The sequence below is a fragment of the Providencia hangzhouensis genome, from assembly GCF_029193595.2.
GTDB lineage: Bacteria > Pseudomonadota > Gammaproteobacteria > Enterobacterales > Enterobacteriaceae > Providencia > Providencia hangzhouensis.
Genome location: NZ_CP135052.1, coordinates 4422309 through 4440772 on the forward strand (window position 1 = coordinate 4422309; position 18464 = coordinate 4440772).

The 18464-nt window shown below is 39.2% G+C and carries 18 protein-coding genes; 14 read left to right on the forward strand and 4 right to left on the reverse strand.

From position 1 onward, the window contains the following. The first annotated feature begins 186 nt into the window (after window positions 1–186). From PZ638_RS20325 to PZ638_RS20380, 12 genes are all read left to right on the forward strand, one after another. Window positions 187–1203 carry a hypothetical protein gene (locus tag PZ638_RS20325; protein WP_272674414.1) on the forward strand — a complete coding sequence of 339 codons (1017 nt, stop codon included), beginning with the start codon at window positions 187–189 and terminating at the stop codon, window positions 1201–1203. Beyond that, entirely contained in the window at window positions 1181–2755 is a 1575-nt protein-coding gene (locus PZ638_RS20330; RefSeq protein WP_272674417.1) for a hypothetical protein, read from the forward strand. Before PZ638_RS20325 ends, PZ638_RS20330 begins: the two co-directional genes overlap by 23 nt. Continuing rightward, the gene (locus PZ638_RS20335; RefSeq protein WP_206277989.1) at window positions 2755–3495 is read left to right on the forward strand and encodes a glycosyltransferase family 2 protein; all 741 of its coding nucleotides are present in this window, start codon (window positions 2755–2757) and stop codon (window positions 3493–3495) included. Before PZ638_RS20330 ends, PZ638_RS20335 begins: the two co-directional genes overlap by 1 nt. Beyond that, window positions 3492–4421 carry an NAD-dependent epimerase/dehydratase family protein gene (locus tag PZ638_RS20340; RefSeq protein ID WP_272674419.1) on the forward strand — a complete coding sequence of 310 codons (930 nt, stop codon included), beginning with the start codon at window positions 3492–3494 and terminating at the stop codon, window positions 4419–4421. Before PZ638_RS20335 ends, PZ638_RS20340 begins: the two co-directional genes overlap by 4 nt. Further along, window positions 4418–4969 (forward strand): sugar transferase, encoded by a 552-nt coding sequence (locus tag PZ638_RS20345; RefSeq protein ID WP_164561275.1) that lies wholly within the window; start codon window positions 4418–4420, stop codon window positions 4967–4969. The genes PZ638_RS20340 and PZ638_RS20345 overlap by 4 nt, the downstream gene beginning before the upstream one ends. Further along, a complete protein-coding gene (locus PZ638_RS20350) occupies window positions 4953–6896 on the forward strand; it encodes a nucleoside-diphosphate sugar epimerase/dehydratase (protein WP_311972601.1) in 1944 nt (647 codons plus the stop codon). Before PZ638_RS20345 ends, PZ638_RS20350 begins: the two co-directional genes overlap by 17 nt. A 60-nt stretch (window positions 6897–6956) precedes the next feature. Beyond that, window positions 6957–8111 (forward strand): polysaccharide export protein, encoded by a 1155-nt coding sequence (locus PZ638_RS20355; protein ID WP_206277806.1) that lies wholly within the window; start codon window positions 6957–6959, stop codon window positions 8109–8111. 5 nt (window positions 8112–8116) lie between these two features. Next, the gene (locus PZ638_RS20360) at window positions 8117–8545 is read left to right on the forward strand and encodes an arsenate reductase/protein-tyrosine-phosphatase family protein (protein WP_206277805.1); all 429 of its coding nucleotides are present in this window, start codon (window positions 8117–8119) and stop codon (window positions 8543–8545) included. A gap of 35 nt (window positions 8546–8580) precedes the next feature. Further along, window positions 8581–10659 carry a polysaccharide biosynthesis tyrosine autokinase gene (locus PZ638_RS20365; protein WP_206277803.1) on the forward strand — a complete coding sequence of 693 codons (2079 nt, stop codon included), beginning with the start codon at window positions 8581–8583 and terminating at the stop codon, window positions 10657–10659. Between the two features lie 17 nt (window positions 10660–10676). After that, entirely contained in the window at window positions 10677–11702 is a 1026-nt protein-coding gene (gene galE, locus PZ638_RS20370) for a UDP-glucose 4-epimerase GalE (protein WP_206277802.1), read from the forward strand. 159 nt (window positions 11703–11861) lie between these two features. Continuing rightward, window positions 11862–12365, forward strand: coding sequence for a tRNA (uridine(34)/cytosine(34)/5-carboxymethylaminomethyluridine(34)-2'-O)-methyltransferase TrmL (gene trmL, locus PZ638_RS20375; protein WP_206277801.1), 504 nt, complete (start codon window positions 11862–11864; stop codon window positions 12363–12365). Between the two features lie 110 nt (window positions 12366–12475). Further along, on the forward strand, window positions 12476–12676 hold the full coding sequence (locus PZ638_RS20380) for a type II toxin-antitoxin system Phd/YefM family antitoxin (protein WP_206277800.1): 201 nt from the start codon (window positions 12476–12478) through the stop codon (window positions 12674–12676). 9 nt (window positions 12677–12685) lie between these two features. Here PZ638_RS20380 and cysE read toward each other — a convergent pair whose 3' ends face one another. The 4 genes from cysE to PZ638_RS20400 all read right to left on the reverse strand — a co-directional run bounded on the left by cysE (window position 12686) and on the right by PZ638_RS20400 (window position 15590). Next, the gene (gene cysE / locus PZ638_RS20385; RefSeq protein ID WP_094962928.1) at window positions 12686–13507 is read right to left on the reverse strand and encodes a serine O-acetyltransferase; all 822 of its coding nucleotides are present in this window, start codon (window positions 13505–13507) and stop codon (window positions 12686–12688) included. Window positions 13508–13530: 23 nt separating this feature from the next. After that, a complete protein-coding gene (gene gpsA / locus PZ638_RS20390) occupies window positions 13531–14559 on the reverse strand; it encodes an NAD(P)H-dependent glycerol-3-phosphate dehydrogenase (RefSeq protein WP_004265161.1) in 1029 nt (342 codons plus the stop codon). After that, entirely contained in the window at window positions 14559–15035 is a 477-nt protein-coding gene (gene secB, locus PZ638_RS20395) for a protein-export chaperone SecB (RefSeq protein ID WP_004906947.1), read from the reverse strand. Before secB ends, gpsA begins: the two co-directional genes overlap by 1 nt. 117 nt (window positions 15036–15152) lie before the next feature. After that, window positions 15153–15590 (reverse strand): rhodanese-like domain-containing protein, encoded by a 438-nt coding sequence (locus tag PZ638_RS20400; protein WP_004265159.1) that lies wholly within the window; start codon window positions 15588–15590, stop codon window positions 15153–15155. 433 nt (window positions 15591–16023) lie between these two features. Between PZ638_RS20400 and envC the strand changes: the two genes are divergently transcribed. Next, entirely contained in the window at window positions 16024–17313 is a 1290-nt protein-coding gene (gene envC, locus PZ638_RS20405) for a murein hydrolase activator EnvC (protein ID WP_036959090.1), read from the forward strand. Between the two features lie 48 nt (window positions 17314–17361). After that, on the forward strand, window positions 17362–18426 hold the full coding sequence (locus PZ638_RS20410) for a divergent polysaccharide deacetylase family protein (RefSeq protein ID WP_206277853.1): 1065 nt from the start codon (window positions 17362–17364) through the stop codon (window positions 18424–18426). Window positions 18427–18464 lie beyond the last annotated feature (38 nt).

Sequence of the window (18464 nt, forward strand, 5' to 3'; positions counted from 1 at the left end):
TTTAGCAGTATTTCAGAGTCTGGTTTTGCCTACTTTATCTACTATGCCATTTCATTTCTTTTCTTACTTTCATTAGCTCTATCTAGTATTATCATTAGGAAAAAAATATATATTAGTAATCCATCTATCTTATACATATCAAAGATAGTTAATACGTTCTTAATACTTGGTACTCTAGGTGTTATAATGGTTATCTATGATAGGATATATATACAGCAAGTAGACTATTCTCAAGGTATCGGATTAGCAAGAGAAATGTGGAGAGAGCAAGCTAAAGAGAGGGAAGGTGTATCCAGTCTATACAATCTTCTTGGAAATATAATGTTTCCTCTCCTTTATTGGTCTTTTTCATTCTGTATTATATACTGGGAGGAAATTAATAATAGAAAGAAAATTATATTTTCAGTATTTTTAATTTTATTATTCTCAGCTATAACAGGAGGTAGAGAACCTGTTCTAGTTCTTATTGCAATATTCCTTTCATCATCATCATTTCGCTCTATAATTAACAAGAAAACATTTAACAAGCGTGTTGTTAAATTTTCAATTTTTGCAATAACAGCCATTCTTATCTATTCAGTCTATATTGGGTATATACGGTTTCAGGTTTATAATTTTACAATGCTACAATATGGAGAATCGTTAGCTAGCAGGCTGGGAGGAAGGCTTGATGATGTTAATATCATTAATAGTATCATTCCAGATACATTTTACCCAGTGGGAATATATATTACCCATGTAAAATGGGTTTTCATAAATACAATTGAATATTCTATTCTATATAATTTAGATGGCATATCTTCTTTTAGACAAATAGTTAGTATGTTACACCAGTACATTCCATCCATCTTTGGCTCTTTAAATATAACAGCGCCAACGTATGCTCCAAATTGGATTCCTTTAACAGGATCAATCTGGTATGATTATAATATATATGGTATTTTTTTAATATTTTTGCTACCTTTTTCTACCTCTCTATTTTCTTTTTTTTGTTTTAAAATAAAAATATTAAATACTAGTTTATCATCAATAGTAGTATATGTATTTCTGAACTCAATTTTAATATTTGGCTGTTTTTCTTTTTTATTCGAAACAGTTCAATTTATTTACCTTATATTTTCCATTCCCCTTTTGATAATTATAAAAATAGTGTCAAAATTTAAAATAAGCAGAGAAAAAAATGAAATCAATCGGATTTATTAATGTTTATCCATATAGACCACATGCTCATCATGCATATTATATTAAAAAAAAATTATTAGAGCTATATGGAGAAATAAAAACGTATGCTCTTAACTGTAGTGGAAATACTACCACCTGTTATGTTAAAGAGTTAAAAGGCACCTCTAATAGTGAATGTAGAAAGTGTAAAATAGGTGGATTGCAGTCCTTCAATTTTGATGTAAATGAGAGCATTGATAAATATAATAAAATTTCAGATTTTAAAATTAATTACAGAGAACTAGTAAAGTCAAGTTCTTATACACTATCGAGGATAGAATCTCTTTCTGATATAAATTCAGAAGATGTTACTTATTTTCAAAACTTACTTATGCCAGGAGCCAAAAAATTTTTTCATGCGACAATAAATTGGTTAAAAGAAAACAACATTGAAATTCTTATATTGTTTAATGGCAGAATGGATTACACACGAGCAGCTTTAGAGGCAGCAAAAGAATTAGGAATACCATGCATAACACATGAAAGGCCGCTATTTGGACATGGTTTAATATTAAATCTCAATGAAAATTGTTCTTCACTCAAGAACATTCATGAAATCAATATTCAGTTTAAAAACAAAGCATTAACAAAAAAACAATCTCATTTAGCTGCAAAGTTACTAGCGGAACGATTCGTAGGAAAGAATAATTTAGAATGGAAAAAATATAACGAAAATCCTAATTCAGTCTCAGAGTGGCCTAACATTAACTCAAATATGAAAATACTGATATGTCCCAGTAGTAAAAATGAATTACTTGGACATCCTGATTGGAACACACCTTGGGGAAATAATACTGATGCTTTAGATATAATGCTTGATAATAATATTATACGTAGTGAAGATATTTTAGTAAGGTTCCATCCCTCATGGGCTGTATCATTTGGAAAAATTAATGCAAAAAAATGTTCTGAACATTATTTAAACTGGTGTAACAGAAGAAATATTAAGTATATACCAAGTGAAAGTAGTATGAATACTAGAGATCTAATATCTATTAGTGATTTAGTGATCCTAAATGGAAGTAATACAATCTTAGAATCTGGAGCCATTGGTAAACCAACTTTATGTTTAGGTCCTTCACCATACACGCATTCAGGAGCCGCTATCGATATATTAAGTTTTAATGATTTAAAATCAATTAGTCTAGAAAAAATTTTATGTAGGGATAAAAAAGAGATTATTACTTCTACGCTTAGATATGTCTATTCTAGAGCCTATCGTGAACCACTATATGTAAATGAGGTAGTTTCAAAAACAGTGACTGAATGTGATTTTTATAGCTCAGATACTCAAAACCCAATTGAAGATGTAATAAACGGTAAATTTATTGTAAATTGTAGTTCCTATGCAGAATCCTCCGATGAGGAAATAAATATTGTCGATAGCTTAGCTAAAAACGATAACATCGTATTTTCAGAACTATCTAATTACCCTACTGATAGTATTACTGATTTTAATAAAATTAATTTAACAAGAAAACATATATATCGCTTAGTTGATTGGGTCAGAAATATGCAAGCTAAAGGTGTCTAATGCTCATTTCAATAGTTATGCCTTGTTATAATTCAGAAAAAACCATTACTCAATCTATAAACTCAGTTATTGAACAAACATATAAAAACTGGGAGTTAATCATTATAGATGACGGTTCTACAGACTCAACATTATCAATAGCAAAGAAAATTGCAGCTAACGATAAACGAATCAAAGTACTTTCATTGCCTAAGAATACAGGAACTCCCGCTGAACCAAGGAATAATGGTTTAGAATATTCAAATGGAGACTATATTGCATTCTTAGATAGCGATGATTTATGGAGTAATAATAAATTAGAGTTACAGCTCTCTTTTATGATAAAAAATGACATTTCTCTCTCTTGTACTGCCTATACTATTAAAGATACCAAAGGAAAAATATTTAATTATTACCCACCGTTGTTCGCTAACTATAGTGACTTACTTTCAAATAACTCTATCGGGTGTTTAACTGCCATGGTAAAAAAAGAGTTAATTTCAAAAACTAGATTTAAAAAAATAGGCCATGAGGATTATGCATTTTGGTTAGTATTATTAAAGAAAACCGATGGTGTATATTGCCTTAATGAGCTCCTAGCAACCTATAACAAAATGGAAAACTCTGTATCCTCTAATAAAAAAAAACTATTTATATTTTTCTGGAATGTATATAGAAAAAGTGAAAAATTTAGCATCCCTCGTTCTTTTTACTTTTGTATTAAATATTTTATAAATGTTATTTGGTTTAAATACAAATGAAAACTTTAATTAGCGGATCTACCGGATTTATTGGAAAGGCAGTTCTTCAAGAATTAAAAAATAACTATCGGGTAATAATCAGAAAACATTCACCTGAATTAAATGACCATTTTACCATTCAGTCTTTCAATCAAAATACAGACTGGACTGGTGCATTTGATGATATCGATAGCATTATTCACCTCGCCGCGATTGCCCACCGTATGAAAGTCAAAACACCAAGTGCGGATGAGCAGAAAGAATTATGGAGTGTTAATGTCGAAGGAACGTTGCACTTTGCAAATGAAGCGGCTAAAGCGGGTGTCAAACGTTTCGTTTTTATAAGCTCTATTGGTGTGAATGGTAATCTCACTCATGAAAAACCTTTTTCTCCTCAAGATCCAGCAGCACCACATAATGAATATGCTAGGTCTAAGTTAGTCGCAGAACAAGGGCTCATTGATATCTGCGCAAAAACAGGAATGGAACTAGTGATTATACGTCCTGTTTTGGTCTATGGAGAAAATGCACCGGGCAATTTTGGTCTTCTTTTAAAGCTTATCAAGAAAGTACCTATGTTACCTTTTGGCTTAACAAACAATTCGCGAAGTTATATATCCATAAAGAATTTGGCTCATTTTATTGCTGAATGTACTCGTCACCCTAATGCTGCTGGTAAAATATTTTTAGTGTCCGATGGGAAAAATCTTTCCACAAAAGAACTTACTACCATTATAGGAACAAGCCTAGGAAAGAATATCATTCAATTACCTGTTCCTACGCTTCTGATGAAAATCCTATTAAGTGCAGTTGGCAAGCAAGGTCTTTTTACCCAGCTTTATCAAAATTTAGAAGTCGACTCCTCAAATATGTTCGATGAACTAGGCTGGAAACCGCCTTATACTATTGAACAAACAATGAGTTACTTAGGAAATGACAAAAAATGATACGTATAATTGACTTCTTTGCTGCTTTAATCGGCCTAATTGTTCTTTCTCCAGTATTACTCATTACATCTATTATTGGTTATTTTGAAACAGGCTCACCTATCTTTATCCAGACTCGAGTAGGCAAAAACAAAAAACCGTTCAGATTAATTAAGTTTAGAACAATGAAAGTAGGAACATCCTCCGTAGCCAGCCACTTGGTTGATACCCGTTCTATAACAAAGTACGGCACTATTCTGCGAAAAACCAAAATTGATGAACTTCCTCAATTAATTAATGTATTAAAAGGTGAAATGAGTTTAGTTGGTCCTCGTCCAAATTTATTTAATCAAGAAGAATTAATACAACAACGTTCAGCACTCAATATTTATGATGTTCGCCCCGGTATTACAGGATTAGCTCAAATTAAAAATATTGATATGTCTACACCACAACTTCTCGCTACTACAGATAGAGAGATGATAGATAATTTGAACCTTAAAAACTATTTTAGATATATTATGATGACAGTCACCGGCAGTGGTTCCGGCGATGCTGCTGCCAAATGAACAACAGAAAGAAGTAATCATTATGGACAAACTTAATCGCATATGGTCATTACCCCGGGTGTATAAACGACTCATTGGCTTGGGAATCGATACACTCCTTATCATTGTTTCATTCTTCCTTGCCTTATGGGTAAGACTTGGTGAAGTTGTTATTCACCTATCCCCTAGTACTTGGCTCACATTACTTGGCACTATTATCATAACGTTATTAGCCTTTGTAAAATTAGGGCTATATCGTGCGGTACTTCGTTACTTAACATTCCACGCTTTAACCGTTGCTATGGTTGGCGCATTAATTTCTGCATTTTCTATTACAACATTCTCCTATTACCTAGAAGCCAACATTCCACGTACCATTCCTTTTATCTATATGACCTTTCTCATTTTATTATGTGGTGGGGCAAGAATGCTAGTACGCTCAATGATTGTACAAGCGAGCCGTAAAGGGTGTGAGCCTGTTCTAATTTATGGTGCAGGGAGCACAGGGCGCCAACTAGCTATCGCGTTACGAAATGCCGTGTCTTATCAAGTTAAAGGCTTTATTGATAACGACCCATCACTACATCACACCGTAATACAGGGTATCACTGTTTATTCATCCGATAAGATTGAGGAATTAGTTAATAAATTAGGCATTGAAAAAATATTATTAGCCATGCCGCGATCTTCACGTTCTGAGCGTAAAGCTATTATTAATGGGTTGTTACATCTGTCTGTCGAAGTTCTAACAGTACCTGACTTTAACGATATTGTTGAAGGTCACGCTACAGTTGATGACTTAAAAGATGTTGCTATTGAAGATCTTTTAGGTCGTGATCCTGTTGCCCCTAATCCAGATTTAATCGGTGCCAATATCACCAATAAAAATGTCATGGTAACGGGAGCTGGAGGCTCTATCGGTTCAGAGCTATGTCGGCAGATTATTCGCCAGAAACCATTAACATTAGTGTTACTTGAAATCTCAGAATTTAATTTATACGAGATTGATAAAGAGCTAAACAATATTGCTAATGCTGAGAGCCTGAAAGTTAAAATTGTGCCCCTATTAGGGAATGTCCAAGAGTTTGAACGTTTAAAAAATGCATTAGAAACTTTTCATGTTCAGACTGTTTATCATGCTGCAGCCTATAAGCACGTCCCTCTTGTTGAATATAATGTTGTTGAGGGGGTTCGTAACAATATATTTGGTACTTATAATGCGGCCAAAGCCGCAATTGAAGCTAAAGTAGAATCTTTCGTTCTAATATCTACCGATAAAGCGGTACGCCCAACGAATGTGATGGGAACATCAAAACGAGTAGCAGAGCTAGCCTTACAAGCACTCTCTAAACAAGAAAGTGAAAAGGAGCAAGGAACTCGGTTTTGCATGGTAAGATTTGGTAACGTACTTGGTTCATCAGGGTCAGTGATCCCTTTATTTAAGCAACAAATCGCCCGAGGCAAAGCAATTACAGTCACCCATCCAGATATTATCCGCTACTTTATGACTATCCCTGAAGCCGCTCAATTAGTCATACAGGCTGGTGCAATGGGAAAAGGTGGGGATGTCTTCGTATTGGATATGGGGGAACCAGTTAAGATCGTCGATTTAGCAAACAATCTGGTTCAACTTTCGGGACTTGAGTTAAAAACCGAGAAAAATCCGAATGGTGACATTGAAATCAAATTTACAGGTTTACGACCGGGAGAAAAGCTGTTTGAAGAACTTCTTATCGGTGATAATGTCCATTCAACAGAACACCAACGGATCATGTCTGCCAATGAAGTTTTCATCCCCTTAGATGATTTCATTAAAGTATTAGATAAATTAAACATAGCATGTCAAAATTATGACCTTGAAGCGATACGTCAGATTCTACTTGAAACTCCAACAGAATTTAACCCAACAGATGGCATTGGTGATTTAGTGTGGAATGCACAGCACTAGTCCCCAAACTATATTATTCATTATTAAAAATATTTAGCTAACTTTTAACAGGATACTCTAGTGATTAACAAGCGTCTTCCACTTACTCTATTAGCTGTGGGTATTTTACTTACAGGCTGCACCGTCACCCCCGGCGCCTATGTATCAACCTCGGGCAAAAATGTGGTTGATACGGGTGACCGTGATATTACTAAATTAGTTGATATCTACCCAATTTCGCCAAAATTGTTGGATGATATGTACACTGCACCCACCATTGCCAAACCCAATGTACAGTTAGAGAAGCAACTGACTCACTATGAATACCGTGTGGGTGCAGGTGATGTATTAACCATTACGGTTTGGGACCACCCAGAGCTCACTATCCCTGCGGGTTCATACCGTAGTGCGCAGGACTCAGGTAACTGGGTTCATTCTGACGGCACTATCTACTACCCGTATATTGGTAAAGTCAAAGTGATCGGTAAAACCGTCACTGAAATCCGTACTCTGATCAGTAACCGCTTAGCCACCTATATCGAATCCCCACAAGTGGATGTGAGTATTGCCGCCTTCCGTTCGCAAAAAATGTATGTGTCGGGTGAAGTGGCGAAACCAGGTACCTTGCCAATTACCAACGTCCCACTGACTATCTTAGAAGCCTTTAATAATGCAGGCGGCTTAACCGAAAAAGCCGATTGGGATAATGTCGTGCTTACCCGTAACGGCAAAGAAATCAAAGTGTCACTGCAAGATTTAGTTCAGTACGGCGATTTAACCCAAAATTACCTGATGCTACCAGGTGATGTGCTGTATGTGCCACGTAATGATAGCCAAAAAGTGTTTGTCATGGGTGAAGTGGGTCAACCAACGACCTTAACTATTGATCGCGCAGGTATGAGTATTACTGAAGCCCTAAGCAAAGCGAGCGGGATAGACCAAACAACGGCTAATGCAACAGGTGTATTTGTTATCCGCCCAATTAAAAACCAGCCCGCGGAAGACAAAGAGCTTGATGCTCTGTTACCGAAAAAAATGGCCGCGGTTTATCAGCTAGACTTATCGGATGCCACCTCTCTCGTGATGGGAACTGAATTTAAACTGCAGCCCTATGACTTAGTCTATGTTACCGCAGCCCCTGTGGTACGTTGGAATCGTCTAATCACTCAGTTATTACCAACTATCGCTTCATATAATCAGTTAACCGAAGGTACCAAGCGTATTCACGACTGGTAATCGATATGTTTAATAATATTCTCGTTGTTTGTATGGGAAATATCTGTCGCTCTCCTACGGGGGAGCGTTTATTACAGCACTATTTTCCCGAAAAAAACGTTCATTCTGCGGGCATTATTGCTAAAAATGACATGCCCGCTTATGAGAGCGCCATCCGGATTGCCGAGCAACATCAGCTTTCCCTTGAAAACCATCAATCACGTCGGTTAACTAGCGAAATATGCCATAAAGCAGACTTAATCCTAGTGATGGAAAACGATCATATTGCTAAAATCCACCAACAGTTTCCTGAAACACGCGGTAAAGTGATGTTATTTGGGCAATGGATTAATAAAACCGAAATCCCTGACCCTCATAAACGCAGCGATGAAATGTTTGAGCACGTTTACCAGTTGATGGAAAAAGCCACGATTGCTTGGCAAGGCAAAATTTAATTTTATTTATTGGATGACTTAACATTTAACCTATTATGAACACAACAAAAAATAGCTCCCCTGCCTCAGATGAAATCGATCTGCTCGCTCTGTTTAAAGTTTTGAAATCCAACACGATTAAAATTGGGTTTTTTACCGTATTTTTTGCTGCTGTTGCAGTGGCATATAGCCTATTGGCAACCCCTATTTACCAAGCCAATGCGACCTTACAGTATGACAAATTAGGTCAGGTTTCATTACTTGACCAAATGAGTGATGTCATGCCATTTGGTAACAGCAATAACCAAGTCGACTCTGAAATTGAAGTTATCAAGTCCCGCATGGTGTTAGGTAAAACCGTTGCAGACCTGAACCTTGACACTCAAGCAGCTCCTGAAGGCTTTGTCAGTAAATTACTTGGTGAAGTGGCTCCCGTTCATGTTGACCTATTTCAGTTACCTGAAAGTTTAATTGGCCAGCCATTTACCCTAACTTATTTAGGGGATAACAATTATTCCCTCAATGTAGATGGCCAAGTCTTACAAGGTAAAGTCGGTGAAGTCCTCAAGCAAGGGGAAATTAACTTATTGATTTCTAGTTTCACGGCTGAAGCTGGCGAAGAGTTCTCATTAATCAAAAATGCCCGTTACTCCACCATTGAAGACTTACGCAACACTCTAACCATCGCTGAAGTCGGTAAAGGTACTGGTATTATCAGCTTAGCCATTAAAGGTGCAAATAAAACTGAGAATGTTAAAATCCTCAACAGTGTTATCCAAAACTATGTTGACCAAAATACCGAACGTAAAAAAGAAGTCACTAACAATACGCTTGTATTTTTAGATGACTACTTACCTACGATTAAAAAGAAATTAGATAACTACGAAAACCAGTTAAATGCCTTTCGTAAAAAGAATGAATCCATTGACCTCTCTTTAGAAGCTAAAGCCGCTCTAGATACTGCATTACAGGTCGAAGAAAAACTTAATGAGTTGACCTTTAAAGAAGTGGAAATTCAGCAGTTATATACCCGTAACCATCCCGCATATCAGTCCCTGTTAGATAAACGCCAACAGTTGTTACGTGAAAAAGAAAAAATCAGTAAAAATATCCAAAAACTACCTAATACCCAACAAGAAATCGTCCGTTTAACTCGCGATGTCGAAGCGGAACAAGCCATTTATACTCAATTAGTGGCGAAACAGCAGGAACTCAGTGTGTTGAACTCCGGTATTACAGCGGATGTGCGTATTATTGACTCCGCTGAATCCCAGCCAAAACCTGTAGCACCGAAAAAATCATTGATTGTTGCTCTCGCCACTATCCTTGGTTTTATTATCGGCTGTGCGTATGTGATTGCCCGCGAGTTCTTTAATAATAAAATTAAGAGCACGGAAGACATTGATGCATTGGGTGTCAACGTCTATGCCACTATCCCATTCTCTGCTCATGAGAAAAAACTCATTGAAGCTGGTAATAAGAGCCCACTAGCGATAGAAAACCCAGCAGATACTGCTGTCGAAGCTATCCGTTCATTACGTACCAGTGTGTACTTCTCGGTAATGAACCAAGGTAACAACCTAGTTATGGTCACCAGTGCATCACCGGGTGTTGGGAAAAGTTTTGTTACCTCCAATATGGCGGTGGTACTGGCTAACGCAGGTAAAAAAGTATTATTAATCGATACCGACTTACGTAAAGGCCGTTTGCACAAAGCCTTTGGGTTAAACAATAAAGCAGGCTTATCTGACTACTTATCACAGCAAAGTTTAGAATCACCGACCATTCATGCTAACGTGATTGAAAATCTCGATGTAATTTGTCGTGGTAAAAATGTTACTCACTCTTCTGAGTTATTAATGGGTGAGCGCTTTAAGCAATTATTAGATAAAGTCAAAAACCAATACGATATTGTGGTGATCGATACCGCACCAATCTTAGCAATTACGGACTCTGCGATTATTGGTAAATATGTCGGTACTTCATTACTGATTGCTTTCTACGGTGTGAATACCGTGAAAGATGTTGATCTATCACTGAAACGCTTTAAGCAAAATGATATCGAAATTACAGGTGTGATCCTCAATGGTATTGATGCAAGGTCTGACGACTATAACTACCATTACGAATATTAAGACTCAGGAATATTGAGATGAAGAATCAACAAGTTCTCGTCACAGGTGGCCTTGGTTACATTGGTAGCCACACCTGTGTACAGATGATCCAGCAAGGGATGCAGCCGGTTATTTTAGATAACTTGCATAATGCCAACCTTGAAGTGCTTAACCGTATTGAAGCTATCACTGGAACAAAACCGACCTTTTACCAAGGTGATGTGCGTGATGGGCAAATTTTAGCGTCCATTTTTTCTAATCATCAAATTCATTCTGTCATCCACTTTGCTGGGTTGAAAGCTGTTGGTGAGTCGGTACAAAAACCAATTGAATACTATGATGTTAATGTCAATGGCACATTGGTATTAGTGGAAAGTATGAAAAAAGCGGGTGTTAAGAGCCTGATTTTTAGTTCATCGGCAACTGTATATGGCGAGCCTGAGCATATCCCATTAACGGAAGAAGCATTGGTAGGAAATACCAACAGCCCGTATGGCACCAGTAAATATATGGTTGAACGTATTTTGACTGACTTAAATATCGCAGATAACGAATGGTCTATCTCATTGCTACGCTACTTTAACCCTGTTGGAGCTCATAATTCAGGTTTGATGGGTGAAGACCCGAATGGTATTCCAAACAACCTGACACCATTTATCGCGCAAGTCGCTGTTGGTCGTCGCAAAGAGTTAGCAGTGTTTGGCGGTGACTACCCGACAAAAGATGGTACGGGTGTTCGCGACTATATTCACGTGATGGATTTAGCTGATGGCCACATTGCTGCGCTAAATAAAGTCAGCCAGCAAGCCGGATTGCATATCTACAACCTAGGCACGGGAACAGGAACAAGTGTTCTGGAAGTCGTTGCTGCATTTGAAAAAGCTGTTGGTAAACCCATTCCTTACACTATTTCAGCCCGTCGCCCTGGTGATATTGCTGAGTACTGGTCAACACCTGCAAAAGCTAAACATGACTTAGGTTGGACGGCAAAATACTCCATTCAAGATATGGCTGATGACGTTTGGCGTTGGCAGTCCATGAACCCCAATGGTTATAACAGCTAACCTCAACGAGTTATTTCAGAGACGAGCCTTTATGGCTCGTTTTTTGTTTTCAGGAAACAAATAATTTTTACGGCTGCTATAAAAGTTCCACATGAAAACAAACCCATTTGCGCGTAAACTCTTCCCATCATTTATTATCACAAATATCAGCTTAACGTTATGCCACACATTGTTTTATTCGAACCAGAAATACCGCCAAATACTGGCAATATCATTCGCCTTTGTGCCAATACTGGCTTTGATTTACATCTTATTCACCCTCTTGGCTTTACATGGGATGATAAACGCCTACGCCGTGCAGGGTTGGACTATAGCGAGTTTGCCGATATCAAGCACCATCATGATTATTTTGCTTTTTTAAAAAGTGAAGGGCTAAACCCAGATAATAACCAATCTGAAAGCGGTGCCCGTGTGTTTGCCTTAACCACTAAAGGTAAGCCAAGCCATAGTAATGTTAGCTATCAAGAAAATGATTATTTGATGTTTGGCCCTGAAACCCGGGGGTTACCGCCTTATGTGCTAGATAACATACCAATGGAGCAAAAAATTCGTATTCCGATGTTGGCAGATAGCCGCAGTATGAATTTATCCAACTCTGTGGCAGTCGTGGTGTTTGAGGCATGGAGGCAGTTGGGGTATGCAGGGGCGTTATTGAAAGATTAATGCCATATTCGAGCTGTATAGTATGGACTCCGATTCTTTGAATCCTATTACAGCTCGATTTATGAAAATAGGCTTTTATTTTCTCATTAAATAATGAAGGAGGAGATTAGGTGAAAATTAGTCTTAAAAAGCAAATTAAAAATACGACTACTGAAACTATAAATAGTGATAGTAAACTGACAGAAACCGCCTACTTATTATATTCTCCAGCCAATGCTGAACACCTAAAAAATCTATTGCTCAGTTTAAAGCAGGTAACATATTCAAAAGAAAGATCTTTGAAAAATAGGCATAACGAGTTTCAGAAATAATTAACTCTCTCAAATCCCATCCCCATTTTCAAAACCCCAAATAGTGCCATTAAAGTTTTGATCCATTTCTAAGGACGGTTTATCGCTAGTTGGTTTACCGACAATACGTGCTGGAACCCCGGCTACCGTGGTGTGTGGTGGAACGGGGTGAAGTACAACAGAACCTGCGCCAATTTTTGCGCCACGGCCAATTTCAATATTGCCTAAGATTTTTGCCCCTGCACCAATCATCACCCCTTCTCTTACTTTAGGATGGCGGTCACCACAGGTTTTCCCAGTACCGCCTAGTGTGACGGATTGCAAAATTGAGACATCATTTTCGACAATAGCCGTTTCCCCAATCACAATACCCGTTGCGTGGTCAAGCATGATACCACAACCAATACGGGCCGCTGGATGGATATCGACACCAAAGGAAACAGAGATTTGATTTTGCAAATAAACCGCCAGCGCTTGGCGGCCTTCTTTCCACAGCCAATTACCGATGCGATAGGCTTGCAAGGCGTGGAAACCTTTTAAATACAATAATGGCGTGGAGTATTTATCAACGGCAGGGTCACGTAAGCGAACCGCCGCTAAGTCCATTGCCGCAGAGAAAATCATACTTTCGTCATTGCGATAAGCGGCTTCCACAATTTCGCGCACTTCAAGAGCAGGCATAATAGGTGAGCTCAGTTTGTTAGCTAGCATATAACTGAGCGCACTGCCTAAATTGTCGTGCTTTAATAATGTCGCGTTAAAAAAACTGGCAAGAAGTGGTTCGCAGTCCGCAAGAGACTTCGCTTCATCTTTAATGAAACCCCAAATTCTATCCAGTTCTTCACGCGACATAATCACTCACCTATCTATTTTTATTAATCATGCAGCTTTGGCATATCGGCAATTTCATCTTTCGTCGCACGCCCTAATAGGGCTTGCGCTGCCTCTAACACATTTTTATGGCGATAGAGGATTTGATAAATTTGCTCAGTAATTGGCATTTCAACACCTGCCCGCTCAGCCAGTGCGCGGACTTCTTTGGTATTACGATAGCCTTCAACCACTTGGCCAATCTCTTTTTCTGCATCTTCAACACTAACGCCATCGCCTAGCATCATGCCAAAACGGCGGTTACGGGATTGGTTATCGGTACAGGTTAACACAAGGTCACCTAAGCCTGCCATCCCCATAAAAGTTGCAGGGTCTGCTCCTAAAGCTGCACCTAAACGGCTCATTTCCGCTAAACCACGGGTAATCAATGCGGTACGTGCGTTCGCACCAAACCCCATACCATCGGAGATCCCTGCGCCAATTGCGATGACATTTTTTACGGCACCACCCAGTTGCACTCCAACCATGTCAGGGTTCTTATAGACGCGAAAACTCTTGCCACAATGGAATAATTTTTGTAAATCATCACCAAATTGGCTATCGCTTGCCGCCACGGAAATTGCCGTTGGTAAACCTGCGGCTAATTCTTTCGCAAATGTCGGGCCAGAAAGTACTGCCAGCGGAATTTCATTGCCTAATACCTCACGTGCCACTTCTTGCAACAAACGGCCAGTATCTCTTTCTAAGCCCTTAGTCGCCCAAATAATACGGGAGTCTGCGCGTAAGTAGGGCTGGATTTGTTTTAGTACATCACCAAAAACATGGCTCGGTACGACAATCAAGATATTGGGGCTCGCCTCAACGGCGCGTTTTAAGTCCGTTTCGAGAGATAAACTATCAGGGAAAGAAACGCCAGGCAAAAACGCCTGATTACTGCGGTCTTGTTCTAATTGATGAATGTGTTTTGGGTCATGGCCCCATAGCACAACCTGATGTGCATTACGTGCAAGCGTAATGGCTAAAGCGGTGCCGTACGAGCCGGCACCGATCACTGTCATTGAAGCAGTATTCATTAAGCGTCCTGTTGAGCTTCTGAGTTCTGCGCTTGTTCACCTTGTTGCTGCTGTAAATAGTTCATGAACAGTGCATCAAAGTTAACTGGCGCTAAGTTCAATTGTGGGAATGTACCACGGCCCACTAAGCTAGTGATCGCTTCACGTGCATATGGGAACAGGATGTTCGGGCAGTATGCACCTAAGCAATGTGCCATTTGAGTACCTTCAATGCCTTCGATAGAGAAAACACCCGCCTGCTGCACTTCACACAAGAAAGCCGTTTCTTCACCTAAAGTTGCCGTAGTCGTGACACGTAAAACAACCTCATAAACACCTTCAGACAGCTGAGTTGAAGAAGTATCTAAATCTAATTTGATTTCTGGTTGCCACTCGTGTTGAAAGATGTGTGGTGCGTTAGGTGCTTCAAATGAAACGTCTTTTGCATAAATGCGTTGAATTTGAAAGACCATTTCTGAGTTGTTTTGTTCTGACATAGTGTATGTACCTTTAACTTCCATATGAATTTTCCCTGTTATTCTGAGCTACAGGGGTGTTCGCTGCATTACGCTACCCAAGTCACATACTGATGTATGCTCCTTGGATATCTTCACTTACTTCTTACCACGAGCTAAAGGAAGGTTTTCACCTGCCCAGCCAGAGATCCCTTCTTTCAGGACAAAGACTTTTTCAAAACCGTGTTGTGCCAGCTGTTCAGCAGGTTTACCTGATTCCATACCACTTGCAGAAACGATAATCACTGGTTTCTGTTTGTGTTTTTCTAATTCACCTAAATTATTCTCTTTAATTTCAGACGGTGTTAAGTTAATAGAATCAATAATGTGCCCTTTACGGAAATCGTCACGAGAACGTAAATCGACAACAACCGCCTCTTCTTTATTAATCAGTGTAATCGCTTGTGAACGAGCAATCACTTTCGTTTTAGAGAAAAGGCCTTTAAAGGTCATAACAACCACAGCCACTAATAGCGCTATCCAAACCAGACTCAATAACATGTTCCGGCTTACAAATTGCATGATTTCTTGGATCATGGGGGGCAATCACTCCCGTTAGTTAAAAACAAATATCAAAGGGTTCTGAGTATACCTTTGTGTTGAGCTAATTACAGCCAATTCCCGCAAACTCGCTTGTTTTTTTTGCGCTAAGGCACGCAAAATTAACACTGTTCACTGAAAAACTGCGTTTCTGTTTCGAGGCGGTACGCAAATATTTTAACATAAACGTGCGAAACAGGTCTAAGTCGTGCTTCAAATAGGCAGTGAATAAGAAAAAAGTATTGAATACTGGCTATACAAAATAAATCAGTGATAATAAAACTGTATTATTTAACTTAATATAGTTCTAGTTCAGGGCAAAAATCCGAATTTATAAATGTTTTCAATACTATTTGTTAGACAGTGCTGGAAACCATCACTTGCAGATGAAATAATCAGCTATTGCATTTAATTGAGGTGATTTATCACGATGGCCAATACACATTATCGAATGAAAATTTCATTTATTCGTCAGGCTATTAGCGCTCTCTTTGGGTTAGGGCTGCTTGTTCTCGCCCCAACACAAACTGTGTTTGCCAACCAGATCACTGAAAATAAAGGCCAGCTACATGATTTACTCAAAAGTATTGCTGAAAAAGAGAAAAGCGTAAAAGAACAACAAGCCAAGCGCTCAGCACTACTTGAGCAACTCAAACAACAAGAACAAAGTATTTCTGCGGCCGGTCGTAGCCTGCATGAGACTCAAAACCAGCTAAAACAATTAGATAAAGAAATTGTTTCCTTAAATAGCAATATCAAGCAGCTACAAACCAAAAAACAACAACAAGAGAAATTATTAGCTGACCAACTAGATGCGGCCTTTCGGTTAGGTAAACACCAAGGGTTAACCCTAATGTTCAAAGGTGAAGAAGGCCAACGAGAAGAACGTATTTTGGCCTATTACAGCTATTTAAATCAGGCGCGTGAAAAAAATATTGTTGCTTTAGAAGAAACCACTAAAGAATTACAAGAACAAAAAGAACTCGAACAAAAAAAACAAGCCGAACAAAAAACAACGCTGGCACGCCAACAACAAGAAAAGCGTAAGCTGGATAACGCACGCGCTTCGCGGCAAAAAACCCTAAATGCCCTTGAAAGTACATTAAAAGAAGACCAAAAAAATCTTGCTGTTCTAAAACAAAACGAAGCGAGATTACGCGATAAGATTGCCCGCGCTGAACGTGAAGCCAAAGCCCGAGCAGAGCGAGAAGCCAAAGAAGCGGCACGTATTCGCGTGCAAGTGGCTGAAAAAGAACGGCAAGCCAAACAGAAAGGCTCAACCTATAAACCATCTGAAAGTGAACGCTCACTGATGTCACGTACAGGTGGTTTAGGGCGCCCTGCTGGGCAAGCTATTTGGCCTGTTCGCGGCTCATTACTCCATAACTATGGGGATGTCATTTCCAGCGAGTTACGTTGGAAAGGCATGGTTATCGCGGCTAATGAAGGAACCCAAGTCAAAGCTATCGCCGATGGGCGCGTGCTACTGGCTGACTGGTTACAAGGCTATGGGCTAGTTGTCGTCGTTGAACACGGTAAAGGCGATATGAGCCTCTATGGCTATAACCAGAGCGCCTTAGTGAATGTCGGCCAAGAGGTTAGAGCAGGGCAGCCGATCGCCTTAGTGGGTAGCAGTGGCGGCCAAGAGCGGCCAGCACTCTATTTTGAAATCCGCAGACAAGGTAAAACCGTAAACCCACGTCCATGGTTAGGCCGATAAATATAGCTAGGGCGATAAATTTTAAATTCAATTAATTAGGATAACGTTATGCTGAAGCACTTACCCGTTCGACCACTCATTGTTTTGTCATTATTAATGATGTGTCTACCGGTGAGTGCGGCAAAATTGGCGATTGTGATTGATGATTTTGGTTATCGCGTTAAAGAAGACAACCAAATTCTAGCGTTATCCCCTGCGGTAACTATTGCAATTTTACCGAGCTCTCCCCATGGCCGTGAAGTCGCAGAAAAAGCCAATCAGCAAGGGCGCGATATTCTCATCCATATGCCAATGAAACCATTGAGCAAACAACCGCTAGAGAAAGACACATTAGCTCCATCAATGAGTGCAGAGGAAATTGACCGTATTATTAAAAATGCGATAACCCGAGTTCCTTATGCAAAAGGCATGAATAACCATATGGGGAGTGAGATGACGTCAAGCTTACCCGGTATGCAGAACGTGATGCGCAGCCTGTCAAAGTCAAACTTGTTTTTCCTCGATAGCGTAACCATTGGGAATACCCAAGTAGGTAATGCCGCCAAAGAATACGGCGTTCCCACGTTACGTCGCCATATTTTTATTGATAACCACCAATCGGAAGAAGAAACGCGCACTCAATTGAATAAAGCCGTTGCCTATGCGCGCAAACACGGTAGTGCGGTAGCAATTGGCCATCCACACCCATCTACCGTACGCGCCTTACAAAAATACCTTGCCCAACTCCCTGCTGATGTTGAATTAGTTGCCGTTAGTGCTCTGCTGAGCCCTCAATCTTCAACTAAACAACCAACATCATTAAGAATGCTATCTGAAGAAGCGAAAAAGACACCGACACAACCTCAAACTAAGCAAGCAGTACAAGATGAAATAAAAACACCACCAACCAAAGATGCTACTGTTGTGCAACCCGAAGCGGCTAGCCAACCAGAAAATGTGATTATTCCGCAAGAACTCGGTATATGTGAGTTTACATTACCGCCTTCTAAGCCACAGGGGATTGATTTTATTATGTTTGTGGTTGAGAGTATTTATAACGATAAGGCTTTACAACCTTTGTTGGTACAGGGCGATAGAGCCCAAAAGCGCCCGCTTTTCAAGCAACAGCAGTAGATCATTTTCGGTTCCCCTTCTTGGTTCAAAAAAGCCAA